This window comes from Roseateles chitinivorans, assembly GCF_050632235.1.
Lineage (GTDB): Bacteria > Pseudomonadota > Gammaproteobacteria > Burkholderiales > Burkholderiaceae_C > Roseateles > Roseateles chitinivorans_A.
This window is the reverse complement of sequence record NZ_CP192584.1, coordinates 1285084-1303982: the sequence shown is the minus strand read 5'-3', so window position 1 is coordinate 1303982 and position 18899 is coordinate 1285084. Positions and strand designations below refer to the sequence as shown.

General features: G+C 69.3%; 17 protein-coding genes. 9 read left to right on the top strand and 8 right to left on the bottom strand.

Going from position 1 to position 18899, the window contains the following annotated elements; genetic code table 11:
- Nucleotides 1–194: 194 nt before the first annotated feature.
- The 3 genes from ACQ859_RS05910 to ACQ859_RS05900 all read left to right on the top strand — a co-directional run bounded on the left by ACQ859_RS05910 (nucleotide 195) and on the right by ACQ859_RS05900 (nucleotide 4505).
- On the top strand, nucleotides 195–1340 hold the full coding sequence (locus tag ACQ859_RS05910) for a hypothetical protein (protein ID WP_431264978.1): 1146 nt from the start codon (nucleotides 195–197) through the stop codon (nucleotides 1338–1340).
- A 128-nt stretch (nucleotides 1341–1468) separates the two neighbouring features.
- The gene (locus ACQ859_RS05905; protein ID WP_431264977.1) at nucleotides 1469–3343 is read left to right on the top strand and encodes a glycoside hydrolase family 9 protein; all 1875 of its coding nucleotides are present in this window, start codon (nucleotides 1469–1471) and stop codon (nucleotides 3341–3343) included.
- A 223-nt stretch (nucleotides 3344–3566) separates the two neighbouring features.
- On the top strand, nucleotides 3567–4505 hold the full coding sequence (locus tag ACQ859_RS05900) for a LysR family transcriptional regulator (protein WP_431264976.1): 939 nt from the start codon (nucleotides 3567–3569) through the stop codon (nucleotides 4503–4505).
- A gap of 34 nt (nucleotides 4506–4539) precedes the next feature.
- On the opposite strand, the gene ACQ859_RS05895 is transcribed toward ACQ859_RS05900, so the two are convergent.
- The gene (locus ACQ859_RS05895; protein WP_431264975.1) at nucleotides 4540–4854 is read right to left on the bottom strand and encodes a DUF1330 domain-containing protein; all 315 of its coding nucleotides are present in this window, start codon (nucleotides 4852–4854) and stop codon (nucleotides 4540–4542) included.
- On the bottom strand, nucleotides 4851–5291 hold the full coding sequence (locus ACQ859_RS05890; protein ID WP_431259377.1) for a GlcG/HbpS family heme-binding protein: 441 nt from the start codon (nucleotides 5289–5291) through the stop codon (nucleotides 4851–4853). Before ACQ859_RS05890 ends, ACQ859_RS05895 begins: the two co-directional genes overlap by 4 nt.
- Nucleotides 5292–5471: 180 nt before the next feature.
- On the opposite strand from ACQ859_RS05890, the gene ACQ859_RS05885 reads away from it, so the two are divergent.
- The gene (locus ACQ859_RS05885) at nucleotides 5472–7745 is read left to right on the top strand and encodes a GAF domain-containing protein (protein ID WP_431264974.1); all 2274 of its coding nucleotides are present in this window, start codon (nucleotides 5472–5474) and stop codon (nucleotides 7743–7745) included.
- A 4-nt stretch (nucleotides 7746–7749) separates the two neighbouring features.
- Here ACQ859_RS05885 and ACQ859_RS05880 read toward each other — a convergent pair whose 3' ends face one another.
- Nucleotides 7750–8877, bottom strand: a complete 1128-nt coding sequence (locus ACQ859_RS05880; RefSeq protein ID WP_431264973.1) for an FAD-dependent monooxygenase — start codon at nucleotides 8875–8877, stop codon at nucleotides 7750–7752.
- 200 nt (nucleotides 8878–9077) lie between these two features.
- On the opposite strand from ACQ859_RS05880, the gene ACQ859_RS05875 reads away from it, so the two are divergent.
- Complete coding sequence (locus ACQ859_RS05875) at nucleotides 9078–9638, top strand: TetR/AcrR family transcriptional regulator (RefSeq protein WP_431264972.1); 561 nt, start codon at nucleotides 9078–9080, stop codon at nucleotides 9636–9638.
- Here the strand turns inward: ACQ859_RS05875 and mmsB are convergent.
- The 5 genes from mmsB to ACQ859_RS05850 form a co-directional block, all read right to left on the bottom strand.
- A complete protein-coding gene (gene mmsB / locus ACQ859_RS05870; protein WP_431264971.1) occupies nucleotides 9625–10560 on the bottom strand; it encodes a 3-hydroxyisobutyrate dehydrogenase in 936 nt (311 codons plus the stop codon). The two genes, ACQ859_RS05875 and mmsB, sit on opposite strands and share 14 nt — an antisense overlap.
- A 98-nt stretch (nucleotides 10561–10658) precedes the next feature.
- Nucleotides 10659–11831 (bottom strand): enoyl-CoA hydratase/isomerase family protein, encoded by a 1173-nt coding sequence (locus ACQ859_RS05865; RefSeq protein ID WP_431264970.1) that lies wholly within the window; start codon nucleotides 11829–11831, stop codon nucleotides 10659–10661.
- A gap of 9 nt (nucleotides 11832–11840) precedes the next feature.
- Nucleotides 11841–12644: an enoyl-CoA hydratase gene (locus ACQ859_RS05860; RefSeq protein WP_431264969.1), complete on the bottom strand. Its 804-nt coding sequence runs from the start codon at nucleotides 12642–12644 to the stop codon at nucleotides 11841–11843.
- Between the two features lie 130 nt (nucleotides 12645–12774).
- Nucleotides 12775–13935, bottom strand: a complete 1161-nt coding sequence (locus ACQ859_RS05855) for an acyl-CoA dehydrogenase family protein (RefSeq protein ID WP_431264968.1) — start codon at nucleotides 13933–13935, stop codon at nucleotides 12775–12777.
- A 29-nt stretch (nucleotides 13936–13964) separates the two neighbouring features.
- The gene (locus ACQ859_RS05850; RefSeq protein WP_431264967.1) at nucleotides 13965–15473 is read right to left on the bottom strand and encodes a CoA-acylating methylmalonate-semialdehyde dehydrogenase; all 1509 of its coding nucleotides are present in this window, start codon (nucleotides 15471–15473) and stop codon (nucleotides 13965–13967) included.
- A gap of 198 nt (nucleotides 15474–15671) precedes the next feature.
- Here ACQ859_RS05850 and ACQ859_RS05845 point away from each other — a divergent pair, with 198 nt between their 5' ends.
- From ACQ859_RS05845 to ACQ859_RS05830, 4 genes are all read left to right on the top strand, one after another.
- Nucleotides 15672–17186: a short-chain fatty acyl-CoA regulator family protein gene (locus ACQ859_RS05845; RefSeq protein WP_431264966.1), complete on the top strand. Its 1515-nt coding sequence runs from the start codon at nucleotides 15672–15674 to the stop codon at nucleotides 17184–17186.
- Between the two features lie 73 nt (nucleotides 17187–17259).
- Complete coding sequence (locus tag ACQ859_RS05840; RefSeq protein ID WP_431264965.1) at nucleotides 17260–17559, top strand: CrpP-related protein; 300 nt, start codon at nucleotides 17260–17262, stop codon at nucleotides 17557–17559.
- Between the two features lie 221 nt (nucleotides 17560–17780).
- Nucleotides 17781–18161 (top strand): hypothetical protein, encoded by a 381-nt coding sequence (locus ACQ859_RS05835; protein ID WP_431264964.1) that lies wholly within the window; start codon nucleotides 17781–17783, stop codon nucleotides 18159–18161.
- Nucleotides 18162–18244: 83 nt separating this feature from the next.
- Nucleotides 18245–18856, top strand: coding sequence for a hypothetical protein (locus ACQ859_RS05830; RefSeq protein WP_431264963.1), 612 nt, complete (start codon nucleotides 18245–18247; stop codon nucleotides 18854–18856).
- The last annotated feature ends 43 nt before the right edge of the window (nucleotides 18857–18899 follow it).

The following is an 18899-nucleotide window of genomic DNA, read 5'->3' as shown; positions in this document are numbered from 1 at the left end:
AATTTACACATCCAGTGGTTTTATTTATTGCGTCGGTGAAATCTTCCGCCTACATTCGCCGCCCATGGGCTGCAACGACCCACGCCCCCGAGCGCAGGACCGGCTTGGCGAGAGTGGTGGGCAGCGGCTCTCGGGAATCCCGTCCCGTGGCGCAGGCCACGCCCCCTACCCCCGTGTTTTCGGAGGCAACCACCATGCAATCTCGTTCCCCCAGCGTCCGCCGCATCGGCGTGCAAGCGGCGCTCACCGTCCTGGCCCTCGTCTGCGGCGCGTCCGCGGCTGTCGCGGCCGGCAAGACCAAGGCAGCCGGCCCGGCGAACGGCCAACCCAGCGTCTACGTGCAGGACGGCTGGGTCTACACCAACACCTTCACGGCCACCGGCCAGCCGCTGGTCACCGCCACCAAGGCGGCGGCCGCGGCCGGCGTCATCCCCGTGGGCGACTCGCGCGTCTACGGCAACGTCTTCGACAAGGGCCGCAAGCTGACGGTCAACCAGTGGCAGGCCGTGCTCAGCATGGATGCCTATCCGGAGAACGGCACCACCAACTATCAAGACCCGGAACCCTGGCGTTACTGCGAGGTCGACTACGAGCACAACGAAGGCATCTCCGATTACCGCGGCGACACCTTCGGCCCGGTCGGCGTGACGACGGTGGGCGACTTCCCGGACTACTTCAAGAACGCCTACGCGCCCTACGTGCTGGGCAAGACCGGTGCGACCAACACCGACATGAAGAACTGGGGCGTCCAGGTCACCGGCATCGCGGCGGCGGACATGAAGGCGGACGACTCGCGCCTGGACCCGTATCCGAACCTGTCCCGGACCAACTCGAAGAAGAAGGCGGCGCTGACCAAGATCTGCCAGGCGCTGCAGTCGGACTTCGACAACCGCCAGGCGCAGTACGTGATGAGCCATTACTCGCACATCGACAGCGACAAGCTGCTGCCGGTGCTGGACGCGCTGAAGAAGATCGGCTTCACCAGCTTCAGCCAGTACAACCTGGTCGGCCTGGCCTTCCAGGTGCAGGTGAACACGGGCTCCATCGGCAGCATCTCGGCGTTCACCCAGTCCAAGTCGGCCTGCGGCAGCATGACGCCGGAGACCTGCTTCGCCACCTACCTGACGGACCAGTACATCCGCTGGCTCTCGTCGTCCAGCCTGGGCGACGACAAGGGCAACTGCTGGCGCGCCAGCATGGCGCTGGACATCTACAAGCAGGATCCGACGATGAGCAACGTCAGCGTGGTGAACAGCGTCATCAACAGCAAGTACCCGAACAACTCCGGCAAGTGCCCGACCTCGGGCGTGAAGTGGCCGAAGAACATGGCCTGGAATTGATGCCGGCCCGGTATCCGGAACGCCGGTTCCGGACTTGAGCGGCGGCGGCGGTGCGTCCTGGCGGGCGCACCGCCGCCTGTCGTTTCCACGCGCCATCCTTTGTGTCCCCAGCCTCGATGATCGATCCCATGACCCCTGTCGCCTCCACACGCGGGACGCCCGCGACCCGTCGCTCCGTCATCGCCTCCGCCGCGACGGCGGCGGTCCTTGCGATCCTCTCGACCTTGTCGGTCGCGCCCGCCGGCGCCCTCGCCGCCGAGGCGACGGAGAAGATCACCACGGTCTCCGTCCGGCTCCCCGCCGATCCGCTGCTGGTGCAGGTGAATCAGGTGGCGCTGTCGCCGGCCGATCCGAAACGCGCGATCGTCGAGTCGACAGGCTCGGCCACGAACGGACGCTACCGCGTGATGGCCGGCGGCAAGACCGTGGCCGAGGGCGATCTCAAGCCGCTGCCGGACTTCTCCGCATGGGGCGCGGGCAAACGCTACTTCGAAGCGGACTTCTCCGCGGTGCAGGCGCCGGGCGTCTACCGCGTCGAGGCGACGCTCGACGGCCAGCGCGTGACATCCGCGCCGGTGCGGGTGCGCGAGCGAGCGCTGTTCGCGACGACGGCGGACAAGCTGCTCGACTATTTCCATCGCAGCCGCCACACCGGCAAGGGCGATCGGCGCATCCGCATCTTCGAGACGGATCGTTTTGTCGACGTGCACGGCGGCTGGAAGGACGCCGGCGGCGACACCGGCAAGTACCTGTCGCATCTCGGCTACGCCAATTTCTTCAACCCGCAGCAGACGTCGATGGCGGCCTGGGCGCTGGCCTACACGGCGGACGCGTCGGCGGACCTGTACCGCCGCGCGGGGCTGCTCAAGCGCGCCCAGGACGAGGCGTTCTGGGGCGCGGACTACCTGCACCGCATCCTCGACGCCGAGGGCTACTTCTACACGACGGTCTTCGACAAATGGGGCGCCGAAGGCGCCGAGCGCATGGTCGTCGGCTACGAGGGCGACGACGGGCGCTACACGAAGCTGTACCGCTCGGCCTACCGCGCGGGCGGCGGCATGGCGATCGCCGCGCTGGCGCGTGCCTCGCTGCTGGCGAAGCAGTCGGGGCGGCATGGCAGCGTCGACGGGAAGACCTACCTCGCCGATGCGATCAAGGGCTTCGACCATCTGCAGAAGTTCAACGCGCAGTACACCGCCAACGGCGTCGAGAACATCATCGACGACTACACCGCGCTGATGGCCGCGGTGGAGCTGTTCAACGCGACCAAGGACGCGCGCTTCCTCGACGCAGCGCGGACGCGCGCGGACAGCCTGATGCAGCGCCAGGCGGCCGACGGCGGCTTCATCAGCGACGGCGGCTCGCGTCCCTACTATCACGCGGTCGAGGCCGGCCTGCCGGTGTTGAGCCTCGGCCACTACCTCGACATCGAGACCGACGACGCCCGCCGCGCCCGCGCCACCACCGTGCTCAAGGCGGCGCTGCAGCACGAGGTCGACATCACGCGGCGCGTCTCCAATCCGTTCGGCTACGCGCGGCAGTCGTTCCAGCTCGCGAAGGATGGCAAGGCCGACGGCCCGGTGCTGGAAGGCTTCTTCATTCCCCACAGGAACGAGACCGGCTACTGGTGGCAGGGCGAGAGCGCGCGGCTGCTGTCCCTGAGCACCGCGGTGGCGGTGGCGGGCCGCAAGGTCTCCCCGACCCTGCCGGCGGACTGGGCCGCGTTCGCGCAGGACCAGGTCGACTGGACGCTGGGCAGGAACCCCTACGGCATCTCGATGCTCTACGGCTTCGGCCAGCGCAACCCGCCGACCGTGGCCTCGAGCGCCGGCGACATGTTCGCGGGCGGCATCTCCAACGGCATCACCGGCGCGGTCGGCAGTGACACCGGCGAAGGCATCGCCTTCGGACCGGGTCCGGACGACGAGCAATGGCGCTGGGTCGAGCAGTGGATCCCGCACTCGACGTGGATGCTGCTGGCGGCGACGGCGATGGCGCGCTGAGCCGGATCGTCCCGTCACGCTCACTCCCTCTCCCGCTTGCGGGAGAGGGCGGGGGTGAGGGCCAGCAGACTCGGCAGTCAACAGGCTTCCTTACTTGCGCCGCCGCTGGCCCTCACCTCTACCCTCTCCCGCAAGCGGGAGAGGGGGTAACGCGCACCGAGCACTGCACGTGTGATCGAGGACTGCCACTTATCATGAGTGCCCCTTCCAAAGCGCCGAGCGAGTGACCACAACCCCGCCCGAGAACGACAGCAGCCATCGCGGCGATCGCCCCGCGTTGATGCTCGACGAGATGGTCGCCTTCTGGCACGTCGTCGAGCATGGCGGCTTCTCGCAGGCCGCGCGGGCGCTCGGCGTGGAGCCGTCGTCGATGAGCCGCAGCGTGGCTCGCCTGGAGCGCGCGCTGCAGGCCAAGCTGCTGATCCGCGGCCCACGCTCGATGGCGCTCACCGAGCTCGGCGAGCAGGTGCTGCGCGAATGCGCGCTGATCCGCGACGCCGCCGGCAACGTGCATGCGCTCGCCGCTCGTTACGGCGCACGTCCCTCGGGCGTGCTGCGCGTCTCGGCGCCGGTGGTGCTCGGGCAGTTGTGGCTCGCGCCGAGGCTGGCCTCGTTCGCGGCGGCGTATCCGGACGTCGACCTCCAGCTCTCCCTGAACGACCGTCCGATCGACATCGTCACCGAGCGCGTCGACGTCGCGCTGCGCATCACGACGAAACCGCCGCAGGACCTCGTCGCGCGCAAGCTGTTCGATACACCCTATGTGCTGGTGGCGTCTCCCGCGTATCTGGCGGCGCACGGCGCGCCGGAGCGGCCGGAGATGCTGACGCGGCATCGCTGCATCCACCTCGGCTTCGGCGCGTTCGACGCCAACTGGCCGCTGCGGCGCGGCGACGAGCAGATGACCGTCGCCATCGCGCCGCGGCAGGCGATCGGCAACAGTCTCGCGCTCGCGTCGGCGGCCGAACAGGGCGCGGGGATCGCGCTGCTGCCGCTGTTCTCCGCCCAGGCCGGCCTGGACGCCGGGCGGCTGGTGCGCGTGCTCGAGGCGTGGACACCCGCCGGCACCTACGAGCGTGCCGCCTATCTGCTTTACGCCGCCGGCGCACGCGTGCCGCCGAAGGTGAAGGCGTTCGTCGAGCACATGAGCGCGACACCCTGACCCTGACCCTGCCCTGACCCCGCCCTGACCCGCCTCAGCCGATCACCCGGCCTTCCGTGATGACCGCACGGTACCTGGCGCCGCGGAAGCGATGCTGCGCTGCAGCCTGGTAGGCCGGGCTGAAGTACCAGGCCCGTGCCGCCTCCACCGACGGGAAGCGGAGCAGGACCACGCCTTCCATCGGCGCGCCCTCCACCACTTCATGGGCGTCGTAGGCCGCCAGCACCTGGGCATCGTGGCCTTCGAAGGTTGCGCCGACGGCGGCGCCGTACTGCGACATCTCGTCGGCGTCGAGCGTCGCTTCCTTGATGAAGACGATGTAGGCAGGCTTCGTTCCGTCGGCGCTCATGGGGCCACCTCGAAACCAAGTCCGCGCAGCGCCACGACAGCGGCGTCGTGGTCCTGCTGGGCCGTTCCGCCCGAGATGCCGATGCCGCCGACGACCCGGCCGCCCGCGACGATGGGCACGCCGCCGCCCACGGCCATCACGCGCGGATGGTTCGCCAGGGGCGCGGTGGCGGGTTGGGCGACCACGTGGTTCCAGACGTCGGTGCTGAGCCCGAAGGACGTCGCCGTGTAGGCCTTGTCGATGGCCACGCCGACGGTGAGGAAGGGCGCGGCGTCGGCGCGCTCGAACGCGCTCAGGTGACCGCCGCCGTCGGTGATGGCGATGGCGGCCTGGAAGCCGATGTCATCGGCGGCCTGGCGGGCGGCCAGCAGCAGTTGCTGCGCCTTGTCGCGGGAGATGGAGGCCGTGGCGTGCGTGAGGGAAGCGTGAGGAGACATGGACCTGCCTGTCAGAGGGGAGTGATCGAAGGGAGAGTGACCGGGGGACGCCGATGGGCGACCGTCCAGCCAATGTAGGGAGGCAGGCCCGCCTTGATAAGGCGTCCGACGGCAGGTTCTATTTCAAACGGGAATTGAAGATGGACGGAGCAACCGGGGCGACAGCGCTAACATCCGCCGATGGGCACGGAACAGCAGTACATCGACGCGATCGGCCGCATGGCCGTGGTGCCGACCATCCTGGACGCCACCGCGCGTCTGACCGGGATGCGTTTCACCGCCGTTGCCCGCGTGACCGACACGTCCTGGACCGCCTGCGCGGTCCGCGACGAGATCGCCTTCGGGCTCAAGCCGGGCGACGAGCTCGAGCTGGTCTCGACGATCTGCAACGAGATCCGCCAGCACGGACGCCCCGTCATCTTCGGCAGCGCCAGCGCCCACGAACATTTCCGCCACCACCACACGCCCAGGCAGTACGGCTTCGAGAGCTACGTCTCGATCCCCATCTTCCGCGCGGACGGCTCGTTCTTCGGCACGCTGTGCGCCATCGACCCGCAGGTCGCCAAGCTCGACGACCCCGTGCTGCTGCAGACGCTGGAGCTGTTCGCCAAGCTCGTCGGCACCCAGCTGGACGCGCAGGATCTGGATGCCCAGCGCCTGGCCGCGCTGGCCGCGGCGGCCGATGCCCGCGAGTTGCTGGAGTGGGAGAACCAGCGCATCACCGCGCTGCTCAACGAGCGTGAGCAGGTGGAGCGGGTCATCACCCGCGAGCTCAACGACACGCGGCGCCTCCGGGACGTGGCGGCCCGACTCGTCGGCGCCGACGGCGGCTCGATGCTGTTCGGCGAGATCCTCGAGGCGGCGATCGAGATCCTGGGCGGCAACGCCGGCACGATCCAGTTGCTCGACGAGCAGACCGGCACCTTGACCTTCCTCGCCTCGCGCGGTTTCAGCCCCGAGGTCACGGCGCACTTCGCGGTGGTCGACGCCTCGTCCGGCTCCCCGTGCGGCCGGGCACTGGCCGCGGGGCAACGGACCTTCGTGCGTTTCGACGACCCCGACGATCCGGACCTGGACGGCTCCAACCGCCTGCACCTGGACGACGGCGTGCGCTGCGCCCAGTCCACGCCGCTGCTCAGCCGCTCGGGCCGTCCGATCGGGATGTTCTCCACGCACTGGGCCGAGCCGCGCGAGCTCAGCGAGCACGAGCTCCGCTTCCTCGACCTGCTGGGCCGCCAGGCCGCCGACCTGATCGAGCGCAACCAGGTGCACGACGCCCTGCTGGCCCGCGAACGCGAACTGCAGGAGGAAGCACGGCGCAAGGACGAGTTCATCGCCGTGCTGGCCCATGAACTGCGCAACCCGCTGGCGCCGATCCGCAGCGGCATCGAGGTGCTCAAGCGGGCCAACGGCGACGTCAAGCTGATCGAGCGCGTCCGGCCGATGATGGAACGGCAGATCGCCCAGGTCGTCCACCTGATCGACGACCTGCTGGACGTCTCCCGGATCCGCTCCGGCAAGGTGCAGCTGAAGCGCGAATGGGTCAGCCTGCGGTCGCTCGTGGAAAGCGCGCTGGAGGCGCACCGCCACCAGATCGTGGCCGGCGGCATCGACCTCGTCGTCGATCTCGACGACCCGGAGCGGCAGCTCGACGTCGATCCGACACGGCTGTCGCAGGTGATCTCGAACGTGCTGCACAACGCGGTGAAGTTCACCGCCACGGACGGGCGCATCACGATCCGCGCCGCGGTCGAGCCCGCGGCCACCGGCGCGGGCTGGGAACAGGTGCTGCGCATCACCGACTCCGGCGTCGGCATTGCCGCGGAGATGCTGCCCCACATCTTCGACCTGTTCACGCAGGCGCGGTCCGACAGTTCGCGCCATGGCGGGATGGGGATCGGCCTGGCGCTGTCGCGCAGCCTGATGGCCTTGCACGACGGCTCGATCGAGGCCAGCAGCCAGGGCGCCGGCCACGGCAGCGAATTCGTCATCCGGCTGCCGGTGGGGACGCCGGCGTCGGTGGCTCCGGCACCGGCCCGCGACGACGACGACGCGGACCTGGCCGGCCTGCGGGTGCTGGTGGTCGACGACAACCAGGACGCCGCCGACGGCGTGGCCATGCTGCTGACGATGTGTGGCGGCGAGGTCCGCGTGGCCTACGACGCCACGCGCATCGTGGACGACGTGCGCGCCTTCGCGCCGGGCCTGGTGCTGCTGGACATCGGCCTGCCGGGCATCGACGGCTACCAGGCCTGCCGCCACGTGCGCGAGGAGATCGGCCACGGCGTGCACATCGTGGCGCTGACCGGATGGGGCCAGGAGGAAGACCAGCGCCGCGCGACGGCCGCCGGTTTCGACGCGCACCTGACGAAGCCGGTCGACCTCACGAGCCTCGCGCGGGTCGCGTCGATGGCCGCGCTCAAGTCGGAGCGATCGGTGGGAAGCTCCGCCTGAAATTCTAGAAGTCGGCGCCCGTCTTCGCGTTCCGGGCGCGGATCGCCTCCTCCGTCCGCGGCACCAGGCTTTCGAGCCCCGTCTTCACCGCCTGCGCCTGCACCTCGTCGACGAACGGGCGGAACCGCTCGTCGTAGAGGCGGAACGCCAGCACATGCTCGCCATCGGCCGCGCGCATCGCGTCGGCCAGCGCCGCCGCGCCGTGGACAGCCAACGACCCGCCCATGCCGGCCGCCGGCGATGCGCAGTAAGCCGCATCTCCCACCAGCACGACCCGGCCCCGCGACCACGCCGGCATCCGGATCTGGCACAGCTTGTCGAAATAGAAGCTCGCCGAAGCCGAGATCTCCTCGAGCATCTCCGGGGTCCGCCAGCCCAGGCCAGCGAACTGCTCCGCGATGATCCGGCGCTGCCGCGCCTCGTCGCGATGGTCGACGGCGATCTCGGTCTCGCTGACGAAACCGAGGATGACGTCGGTCTTGTCCTTGTAGGCGTTCAGCATGACCACCTTGCCGGGCACGTTGAACAGCTGCGCGGTGTCGCGCTCGATGAGCAGCTTGTCCAGGATCGTGATCGAGAAATATTGTTCGAGGAAGTGCGCGTACTGCGACTCCTCGCCGAACCAGAGCCGGCGCACCCCCGAGTGCATGCCGTCACAGCCGAGCACCAGGTCGAAGATGCCCGGCGCGCCCTGGTTGAACGTGACCTCGACGCCATCGGCTGCCTCGGCAAGGCCGACGACGCAGTCCCCGAAAACGAAGCGGGCGCGTCCCTGGACGGCGTTGAACAGGATGTCGAGCAGCACGTTGCGCTCGATCTCGAACTCGTCCTCCGGAAGCGGATCGCCCTCCTCCCGGACCACGATCGCACGTGCCGTGCTGTCGTCGGCGTTCTTGAACTCCCATCGCCGCAAATGCAGGCGGTTCGCGCGGATCTCGTCCAGCACGCCCATCCGCCGGACGATGTCGACCGTATCGCCGCGCAGGTCGACGGCGGTTCCGCCGGTGCGCAGGCCGGGGCCGATCTCGACGACCGTCACGTCGTAGCCCAGCTCGCTCATCCAGTACGCGGACGACAGCCCCGCGAAGCTCGCGCCCGAGATGAGCACCTTCTTTCCGTTCTCCGACGTCATCCGCTTGTCCTCTCGCGCGGCAACACGGCGCGATCCGGATTAATTTTGTACTCGGTAAATCTTTTTCGCAATGATTTTTATACCCGGTCTAATTTTCTCGGGCACTGCGCTCGCGCGAGCGCCGGCTTCGGCTAAGCTGCGCGCCCATGGGCGAGTTACGCGATAGCAAGAAACGCGAGACCCGGCAGCGGATCTCCGACGTGGCGACTGAATTGTTCTTCGAACGCGGCTTCGACGCGGTGACGATCGACGAGATCGCGCTGGCGGCGAGCGTGTCGAAGATGACCGTCTTCAACTACTTCCCACGCAAGGAAGACCTGCTGCTCGACCGCCAGGACGACCTCAGGCTGCTGCCCTTCCGGGAGGCGGTGCGCGCACGAGCGGAGGGTCAATCGCCGGTCGACGCGATCCGGACGCTGCTGCGCACGATGGTCAGCGAGAAGCATCCGCTCTGCTACATCGCCCCGCCGTCGCTGGACTGGTGGCGCGTGCTGGCGTCGAGCGCGTCGCTCCAGGCTCGGCTGCGCGAGCTGTCGGACGAAGGGGCCGAGGCGCTCGCGATCGAGTTGGGAGGCGCCAAGCCGGATGGGCTGTCGCGACTGATGGCCGGGATGATCGTGCTCACGGTGCGAACGGCCCGCGAGGAAGCGGTCCGGCTGCTGGAACGCGGCAGCTCGGCGAAGAAGGCGAACACCGCCTTGCTCGCCTTGATGGAACAGGGACTTCAGGCCGTCGAGGCCCTCGCGCTCAGGGCTGACTGACCGGCGGCTTCGTCAACAGCTGCTGCACGCTCGAAAAGTCCAGGCCGCCGCGCCCCGCCCGGCCGTTGAGCGCATAGAGATTGCGCGCGAGCTCGCCGAGCGGCACGGCCGCGCCGACCTGCAGGGCGGCTTCGACCGCCAGGCCGAGGTCCTTGAGCATCAGGTCGCTGCCGAAGCCGCCGGTGTAGCCGCGCGATGCGGGCGCTTCCGGCTTCACGCCGGGCCAGGGGTTGCAGACCTCGGTGGCCCAGCTGCGGCCGGTGCTCACGGCCATCATCGCGGACAGCGCCTGCGGATCGAGGCCGTGTGACACGCCGAGCGCCAGCGCCTCGCCGGTCACGGCCATGATCACGCCGAGCGCCATGTTGTTGCACAGCTTGGCGACTTGGCCGGCGCCGGACGCGCCCATGTGGAAGATGTTCTTCCCCATCGCCGCGAGCACGGGGCGGGCGCGCTCCAGCGCGGCCGCCTCGCCGCCGACGATGAAGGTCAGCGTACCCTCCGCGGCGCCGGCCGTGCCGCCGGACACCGGCGCATCGATCATCGAGAGCCCCCGCGCCTGCGCCGCTTCGGCGACGCGCTGCGCGCTCGCCGGAGCGATGGTGCTGCAGTCGATCACCAGCGCGCCCGTGGCGATGCGGGCGATCAGTCCGTCGTCGCCGAGGAACAGCGATTCGACGTGCTTGCTGGCCGGCAGCATCGAGATCACGACCGAGGCCCCCTCCACGGCCGCCGCCGCCGACGGCGCCACGGTGACGCCCGCCGCGCGCGCGGCCGCGAGGGCCGCTTCGCTCAGGTCGAAGGCCGCGACCGGGTAGCCGTTCTTCACCAGGTTCGCCGCCATCGGCCCGCCCATGTGGCCGAGGCCGATGAAGGCGATGCGTTCAGTGGCCGACGCGTGTCCGTTCGCCGTGTCGCTCATGGTCTTGTCTCCTTGTCTTGACGGCATGCGCGATGGGCAATGCCCTGTCATCGATCGGCTCGATGCGTGGATGGGGTCGATGGGATGGATGCGCGGACTCAGCGCAGATCGGCGAGCGGATGGTCGCCGGAGAAGCGCGGCGCGAGCAGCGCGTCCAGATGCGCGTCGCCGCCTTCGTCCTGCGCGGCGCCTTGCCAGCGCGGCGTCTTGTCCTTGTCGATCAGCAGCGCGCGCACGCCTTCGGCAAAGTCGGGGAACACGCAGCAGCCGACGGAGGCCTGGTACTCCAGGCGGAACACCTCGGCGAGCGACGCCCGTCGCAGACGGCGCTGCAAGGCGATCGCAAGCGCAGCGGAGGTCGGCGATCCCTTCTGGAACGTGGACCCGGCCGCAGCCAGCCAGGCGTCGTCTTCGCACGCCAGCGAGCGCAACCGCGGCGCGATCGTCGCCAGCGTGTCGTGAGGCCCGATGAGCGCGTCGATGCGATCGCGATGCGGCGCCAGCTGGCTCGGCGCGATCTCCGCGGACGGCAGCGCGCGCAGCAGGTCGTCGAGGCGCTCGGCGTCGGCCGCCTGCTCGCCGTCCCAACGCGCATGCGCGATGCCTTCGAGCAAGGCGCCGTGATCCTCGGCGCGCGCGGCGCGATCGGCCAGTCCGGCCCACAGCGCGTCGGCGGCGTTCAACGGCGCGCCGGTGAGCGCGAGGAACAACCCCGTGCGTCCCGGCAGCCGCGAGAGGAACCAGCTTCCGCCCACGTCCGGGTAGAGACCCAGCGTGATCTCGGGCATCGCCAGCTTGCTGCGCGGCGTCACCACGCGATGCGACGCGCCCGCCATCAGCCCGATGCCACCGCCCATGACGATGCCGTGGCCCCAGACCAGCAGTGGCTTCGGGTAACGATGGAGGGTGTGGTCGAGGCGGTACTCGCGCTCGAAAAACTCGGCGGCGTCGCGCGGCACCTTGCCGGGCCCGGCGGCGCGCATCGCACGGTACAGACCGACCACGTCGCCGCCGGCGCAGAAGGCCTTCTCGCTGTTGCCGTCGAGGACAACGCCCGCGACCTGCGGATCGTCGGCCCACGCGCTCAACTGCGCCTGGAGCAGATCGACCATCGGCAGGGTCAGCGCGTTGAGGCTGGCCGGCGCGTTCAACGTGGCGTGGCCGAAGCGGTGGCCCGACGCGGTCACCACGGTGCGGAACAGCACCGGGGCTTGCGCGTGCTCACCTGGGCTCGTTCGCGCGTCCGGGGTGGCGTTCTGAATGACTGTCATCGCGTCTCCTCAGGCGTTGCGCCACTGCGGGCTGCGCTTGCCCAGGAAGGCCTGGACGCCCTCGCGCTGGTCCTCGGTCTCGAAGAGGCCGATGAAGGCCTCGCGCTCCGCAGCGAGTTGCGATTGCGGCGGCGCGCTGCGCGCGCCCTGGATCAGCCGCTTGCAGGCAGTCACGCTGGTGGGGCTCTGCGCCTGAACGCGCTCGGCCCACTGCAGCGCCTTCGCCAGCGCGCTGCCCTTGGGCACCAGCTCGTCGGCGAGTCCGATGCGAAGCGCCGTCTCCGCATCGACGCGCTCGCCCAGCAGCACCATGCGCTTGGCCCAGCTCTCGCCGACGGTCCAGCTCAGCCATTGCGTGCCGCCAGCGCAGGGAAGCAGGCCGACGGTCGCTTCGGGCAGCGCCATCACGGCATGCGACTCCGCGATGCGCAGGTCGCAGGCCAGCGCGCATTCCAGTCCGCCGCCCATGGCGTAGCCGTTGATCGCCGCGATGCTCACGCCGCGGAAGCCCGCGAGCGCCTCGAAGGCTTCACCGAAGCGACGCGCCATCGTCGCGGCGACCCCCTTGTCGCCGTCGGCGAACAGCTTCAGATCGGCGCCGGCGCTGAAGAACTTCTCGCCGTCGCCGGTGATGACCAGCGCGTAGATCTCGCGGTCGCGGTTGAGGTCGCCGACCAGCCGCGTCAGCGCGGCCAGGCTGTCGGCGGTCCATGTGTGGGCGGGCGGATTCGTCAGCGTGACGACGGCCGTATGGCCGCGGCGCTCCAAGCGCAGACCGGCGTAAGCAGCAATGGTGTCGTGGTTGTCAGTCATGAGGTCGCAGAAGTGAGGTTGTGGATGAGGGCTAAGGGTTGCAGGTCGGCTGACTTCGAGAGGCCGCTGACCCTCACCCCTGCCCTCTCCCGCAAGCGGGAGAGGGAGTAAGAAGGCTCCTGTACTTCCGTCACCGGATCGCCTCCGGCGCCTGGTCCTGCAACATCCGTCTCGCGACGATGACGCGCATGATTTCGTTGGTGCCTTCTAGGATCTGATGGACGCGGGCATCGCGCAGGTAGCGCTCCAGCGGGTACTCGCGGATGTAGCCGTAGCCGCCGTGGATCTGCAGCGCCTCGTTGCAGACGCTGAAGCCGATGTCGGTCGCCAGTCGCTTGGCCATCGCGCAGTACACCTGCGCATCGGGCGACTTCGCATCGAGCTTGGACGCGGCGAGCCGCACCATCTGCCGCGCCGACACGAGCTCGGTCGCCATGTCCGCGAGCTTGAACTGCAGCACCTGCATGTCCGCCAGCGCGCGGCCGAACTGGTGGCGCTCGTGCATGTAGCGCTGCGCCGCCGCCAGCGCACCTTGCGCCGCGCCGACCGAGCAGGTCGCGATGTTGATGCGACCGCCGTCCAGCCCCTGCATCGCGATGCGGAAGCCCTGCCCTTCTTCGCCCAGCCGATGCGCCGCCGGCACGCGCACGCCGTCGAAGGCGATCGCGCGGGTGGGCTGGCTGTTCCAGCCCATCTTCTCTTCCTTGCGGCCGTACTGGACGCCGGGCGAGTCGCCCTCGACCAGGAACGCGGAGATGCCGTCGGCGCCCGCCCCGCCGGTGCGCGCCATCACGACCAGCACGTCGGTCGCGCCGGCGCCGGAGATGAAGGCCTTGTTGCCGTCGATCACGTAGTCATCGCCATCACGGCGCGCGGTCGTGCGCAACGAGGCGGCGTCCGAGCCCGACCCGGGCTCGGTCAGACAGTACGACGCCAGCTTCGCGCCGCTGCACAGCGCGGGACCGAATCGCCGCGCGATCGCCTCCTCCGCATACATGCTCACCATCCACGCCGCCATGTTGTGGATGCTGAGGAAAGCCGTCGTCGACGGGCAGGCCGCGGCCAGCTCTTCCAGCACGATGGTCGCGTCCAGCCGCGGCAGGCCGAGCCCGCCGCGTTCCGCCGGCGCATACAGCCCGCAGAAGCCGAGCTCGCCCGCATGGCGCAGCGTGTCGCGCGGGAAGAACGACTGCGCGTCCCACTCCGCCGCATGCGGCGCCATCTCGTCGCGGGCGAAGTCGCGCGCCGCCTGCTGGAAGGCGCGTTGCTGCTCGTCGAGCTCGAAGTCCATCAGGTCCTCACCGGTTCAGGGTTCGCGGCTCACTTGAGGCTGATCGTCGTGTTGACGCCGCCGGTGGACGCGTCGTCGAACCAGCGCGCGGTGACGGTCTTGGTCTGCGTGTAGAAGAGGACGACCTGCTTGCCGTACGGCCCCAGGTCGCCGAGCTTGGACGCGCGCGAGCCGGTGAACGAGAACAGCGGCACCGGCACCGGGATGGGCACGTTGATGCCGACCTGGCCGATGTCGATCTCGTCCTCGAAGCGGCGCGCCGCCGCGCCGGACTGCGTGAAGAGCGCCGTACCGTTGCCGTTCGGGTTGGCATTGATCATTGCGATCGCATCATCGAGCGTGGCCGCCTCGGCAACGCACAGCACCGGGCCGAAGACTTCCTGGTCGTAGATCGTCATGCCGGGTTTCACGCCGCTGAAGACCGTCGGGCCGACGAAGTTGCCTTCCTTCAACTGGCCGCTGAGCGGCGGCAGACGTCCGTCGAGGGCCAGCGTCGCGCCGTCCTCGATGCCCCGGGCGATGAGGCTCTCGACGCGATCGCGCGCCGCGCAGGAGATGAGCGGTCCGACATCGGTCGTCGCCGAATCGCCAGCGCCGACGCTCAAGCCCTTGGCCTTGGCGATCAGGTCCGGCAGCCACTCGCGCGCCGCGCCGACCAGCACCGCGACCGACACCGCCATGCAGCGCTGGCCCGCCGCGCCGAACGCCGCGCCAACAAGCGCATTGAGCGTCTGTTCCTTGTGCGCGTCGGGCAGCACGACGGCGTGGTTCTTCGCGCCCATCATGCATTGCACGCGCTTGCCGGCCTGGGTCGCGCGGTCGTGGACCAGCGTGCCCACGCGCGTCGACCCGACGAAGGAGATGGCTCGGATGTCGGCGTGGTCGCACAGCGCATTGACGACGTCCTCGCCGCCGTGCACGACGTTGAGCACGCCCTTCGGAATCCCGGCTTCGAGCGCGAGCTCGACGAGCCGCATCGTCACCATCGGATCCTGCTCGGACGGCTTGAGCACGAAGGTGTTGCCGCAGGCGATCGCCATCGGGAACATCCACAGCGGGATCATCGCGGGGAAGTTGAACGGCGTGATGCCGGCGCACACGCCCAGCGGCTGCAGCAGGGTGTAGGTGTCGACGCCGCCGGCGACGTTGTGGGCGCGCTCCCCCATCTGCAGCGAGCCGATGTTGGCCGCGTGCTCGACGACCTCGAGCCCGCGGAACACGTCGCCCTCGGCGTCTGCGAGGGTCTTGCCCTGCTCGGCCGTCAGCGTCGCGGCCAGCGACTTGATGTTGTCGCGGATCAGCTGCTGGTACTTCAGGAAGATGCGCGCGCGCTGCCCGATGGGCACCTTGCGCCAGGTCTTGAAGGCGTCCTGGGCGGCGGCGATGGCGGCCTCAACCTCGTCGGGCGTGGCCATGGGCACGCGGGCCAGGCGTTGCTGCGTCGCGGGGTTGATCACGTCGCGCCACTCGGTGCTGCGCGACTGGACGAATTCGCCGTTGATCAACAACGGAATGCGGGGCAACTCTTCGCGGCTCATGCACTGTCTCCAGGAGTTCGATGCCATCGTTGCTTGCCGTTCGCGAACCATTCACGACCCGTTTGGCGGCGCACTCGACGGTGGGTTGAATTTCACAGAGAATCTATCCACACACTTCGCAAGACACCAGTTCTTCCTCTTGTGAAGCGGTGCGGCGGCAAAACACTCCACACGCAATCTGTGAAATCAGCGAATCCTGTGAAACGCACCGACAGCCCCCACGGCGCCGCGGCGAGCTCGTCCCGCAAGCTGTTCATCGGTCCGCGGATCCGTCGGCTGCGCGAGCAGCTGCAGTGGAACCAGGCCGAGCTGGCGAGCCGGCTGGGGCTGTCGCTCAGCTACGTGTCGCAGATCGAGACCAACCAGCGGCCGGTCACGGCGAGCGTGCTGATCAAGCTGGCGGAGGTGTTCGGCGGCGGCATCGGGCAGTTCTCGGAGGAGCAGGACCAGCAGCTGCTGGCCGACCTGGACGCGGCGCTGCGCGACCGCTCGCTGACGACGACGGTGATGGCGCCGGCGCAGGTCGCGCGGCTGGTCGAGCAGGCGCCGGAACTGGCGGAGTCCTATGTCGCGCTACACCAGCGCTATCTGCGGCTGCAGGACGAGCACTCGCAGATGATCGACCGCTTCTACGGCGAACAGGGCCGCGAGGCCGCGGGTGCCCCGCCCTCGTTCCGCGGCGAGCCGCTGCCGCACGAGGCGGTGCGCGATCACCTGAACCGGCGCAACAACCATCTCGACGAGCTGGACCTGCGCGGCGAGCAACTGGCGGAATCGCTCGGCCTGGTGCCCGGCCGTCGCGCGCAGCCGCTGCGGGATCTGCTGTCGCAACGCTACGGGATCAAGACCGAAGTGGGCGGCGAGCCCGAGACGCGGGAGGAGACGTCCGACGCCTTCCTGCGTCACTACGACGCGCGCCGGCGGCTGCTGCGCCTGCCGCGCTTCCTGAGCGATGCACAGCAGGCGTTCCAGCTCGCCACGCAGTACGCGCTGATCGCCGAGGCCGAGGCCATCGAGGCGGAACTCGGCGCCGGCGCCTTCGTCGATGAAGCGACGCGCGCGCTGGCGCGACAGGGCTTCGCCCACTACTTCGCCGGCGCGGCGCTGCTGCCGTACGGCGAGTTCCTCACCGCGGCGCGCAACGCGCGCTACGACATCGAGCTGCTGCAGCAGCGCTTCCAGGTGAGCGTCGAGACGGTCTGCCACCGGCTGTCCACGCTGCAGCGCAACGGCAACCGCGGCGTGCCGTTCTACTTCGTGCGCGTGGACCAGGCGGGCAACATCTCCAAGCGGCAGAGCGCGACGAGCTTCCATTTCGCGCGGCATGGCGGCGCCTGCCCGCTGTGGCACGTGCACGAGGCCTTCGCGCAACCGGGACGGTTCCTCACGCAGATTGCAGAGATGCCCGACGGCAGCCGCTTCTTCGGCATCGCGCGGACGATCGAGCGGCACGGCGGCGGCGGCTACCTGGCACGGCGCAAGCTCTTCGCGATCGGCCTGGGGTGCGACATCTCGCATGCGCGGGAGCTGGTGTACGCCGAGGGCCTGGCCTTCGACGAGAGCACGGTGTCCAAGCAGGCCATCCCCATCGGCCCCGGCTGTCGCGTCTGTCCGCGCGAGCACTGCGTCCAGCGCGCGTTCCCGCCCGCGGGCAAGGCGCTGGTGGCGGACAGCGACAGCGAGTCGCTGGTGTCGTACCGGTTCACCGGTTGAGGAATTCCATCCCGGCATCGTCCGCCTCGCCGAGAGCGCCTAATGGGGCTCACGATCAAGCCTGGAGTGGACGATGAAGCGCAGTACCCGCCCCCACCCGGACAAGCGACAAGGGCCCGGCGAGGAACGCGCGCTGCCCACTGCGGAGCGGGCGGAACTCCAGCGACAAGGCGCGAAAGCGGCGGCCCGTGGCGACGGTTCTTCGGGGAACCCAATGGACGAGACCCACAATCTGCCGACCACCACGGGGGAATGCCCCGACCTGTGGAGCGAGCGGAAGGACGCGTGGCAGAGCGGACACGAGGCCCAGTCGAAGACCGACGACAAGGCGACGGCTCGTCGCGAGACCGGCGGCGCGAAGGACGATCACTGAACGGCCCGGACACCAGGCTCGGCAAGTTCTCTCCGCGTTTCCTCGTTATCGGCCCGGATTACCGAGCGGCCTCTTGTCGCCGCCCCGGCCTCCCGCTGCGGAACGAAGACCTCGTCACGTGACGCCAAGCGGCTCCGTCTTTACGTCGAAGGCGGCGCGCGGTGGCCTCGAACTTGCGTCCAGTCGTTGAGCCGGTTTCTCGGCACAACGAAGGCCTCATCATGAACAGCAGTCCCTCGCCTGGCGGCACGAAAGCTCCTGGAACGTCGCGTCCCGAGAACGAAAACGACGACCCGGTGGGGGACAACAAGCCCGTCGGCGGATCGGCCGATCCGGACGCGCCGGAAGACGACGAGGAGGATGCGGATGGCACCGATGACGCCTCGAATTCCGGGGCTGTCCGCACCGGCAATGACGGAGCGGATTCGCCCCGGCGGTCATCGGATGCAGGAGGAGGCACGCCCGACGAAGAACTCCCCGAGGGGAGCGATGCGCGACCGGACGACCACCTCAACGCTCACCATCCGAATGAAGACTTTCCGCGCCGTCCAGAACGGCAGCCGTCGCCCGACAGCAAGCTGCCGCAGTCCGGCCGGGGCTGAAGGCGCCATCGGCGCCGGAGTCACGCCGCCCGCCGAGGCGGCGACTTCACGCTGAGCACACCCTCGGTCCGTACGCTGCGCCGATGCTTCATCATGCGCAGCCCACCCCGGTTGTTGTTCCGACTCGCCAGAGCGGCTCGGCCTTCGTCACGACGGCACTCGCGACGGCACTCGCGACGGCGATCTTCGTTGCCGGCGTGCTCGGCCTGTCGCTCTATCAGATCGAGTTCGATCCCTTCCTCGGCCTGATCCTCTCGCTGATCGTCGGCATCAGCGGGCTCGTCGCGCTCCTCAGCGCTGCCCTCGGCGCCCGACGAGATGACGATCGCGAGCATTGCATCCGCGCCGGCCTGGTCACGCTGATCATGTGGGCGATGTGGATCTTCGGCGCGCTGGATCAGTTCGGAGAGCAGGCGTGGTTCTGGATGGAGCGCCCCTACTTCGACCGCTCGGTTCGCGAGGCCGCAGAGGGCATGACACCGTCATGCGTCGCATCGAAGCGTTGCTTCCACGAGCCGGGCCGGGCTGCGGATCTCGTCTTCCCCCTGGGCGGCCTGCTGAACAACTGGCGCGGCGTGGTCCATTCGCCGACCTGGGAGGACCCGTCCGTCGAACGCAATCCCTCCAGTTTCGGCGGCGAGTGGGCAAGGTGCAAGCACCTGTCCGGTCCGTACTTCCTCTGCGGGTTCACCTGACGACTGCCGTGCGGCGCCCCGCCGGTCCGCGCGCGGCGCTGCC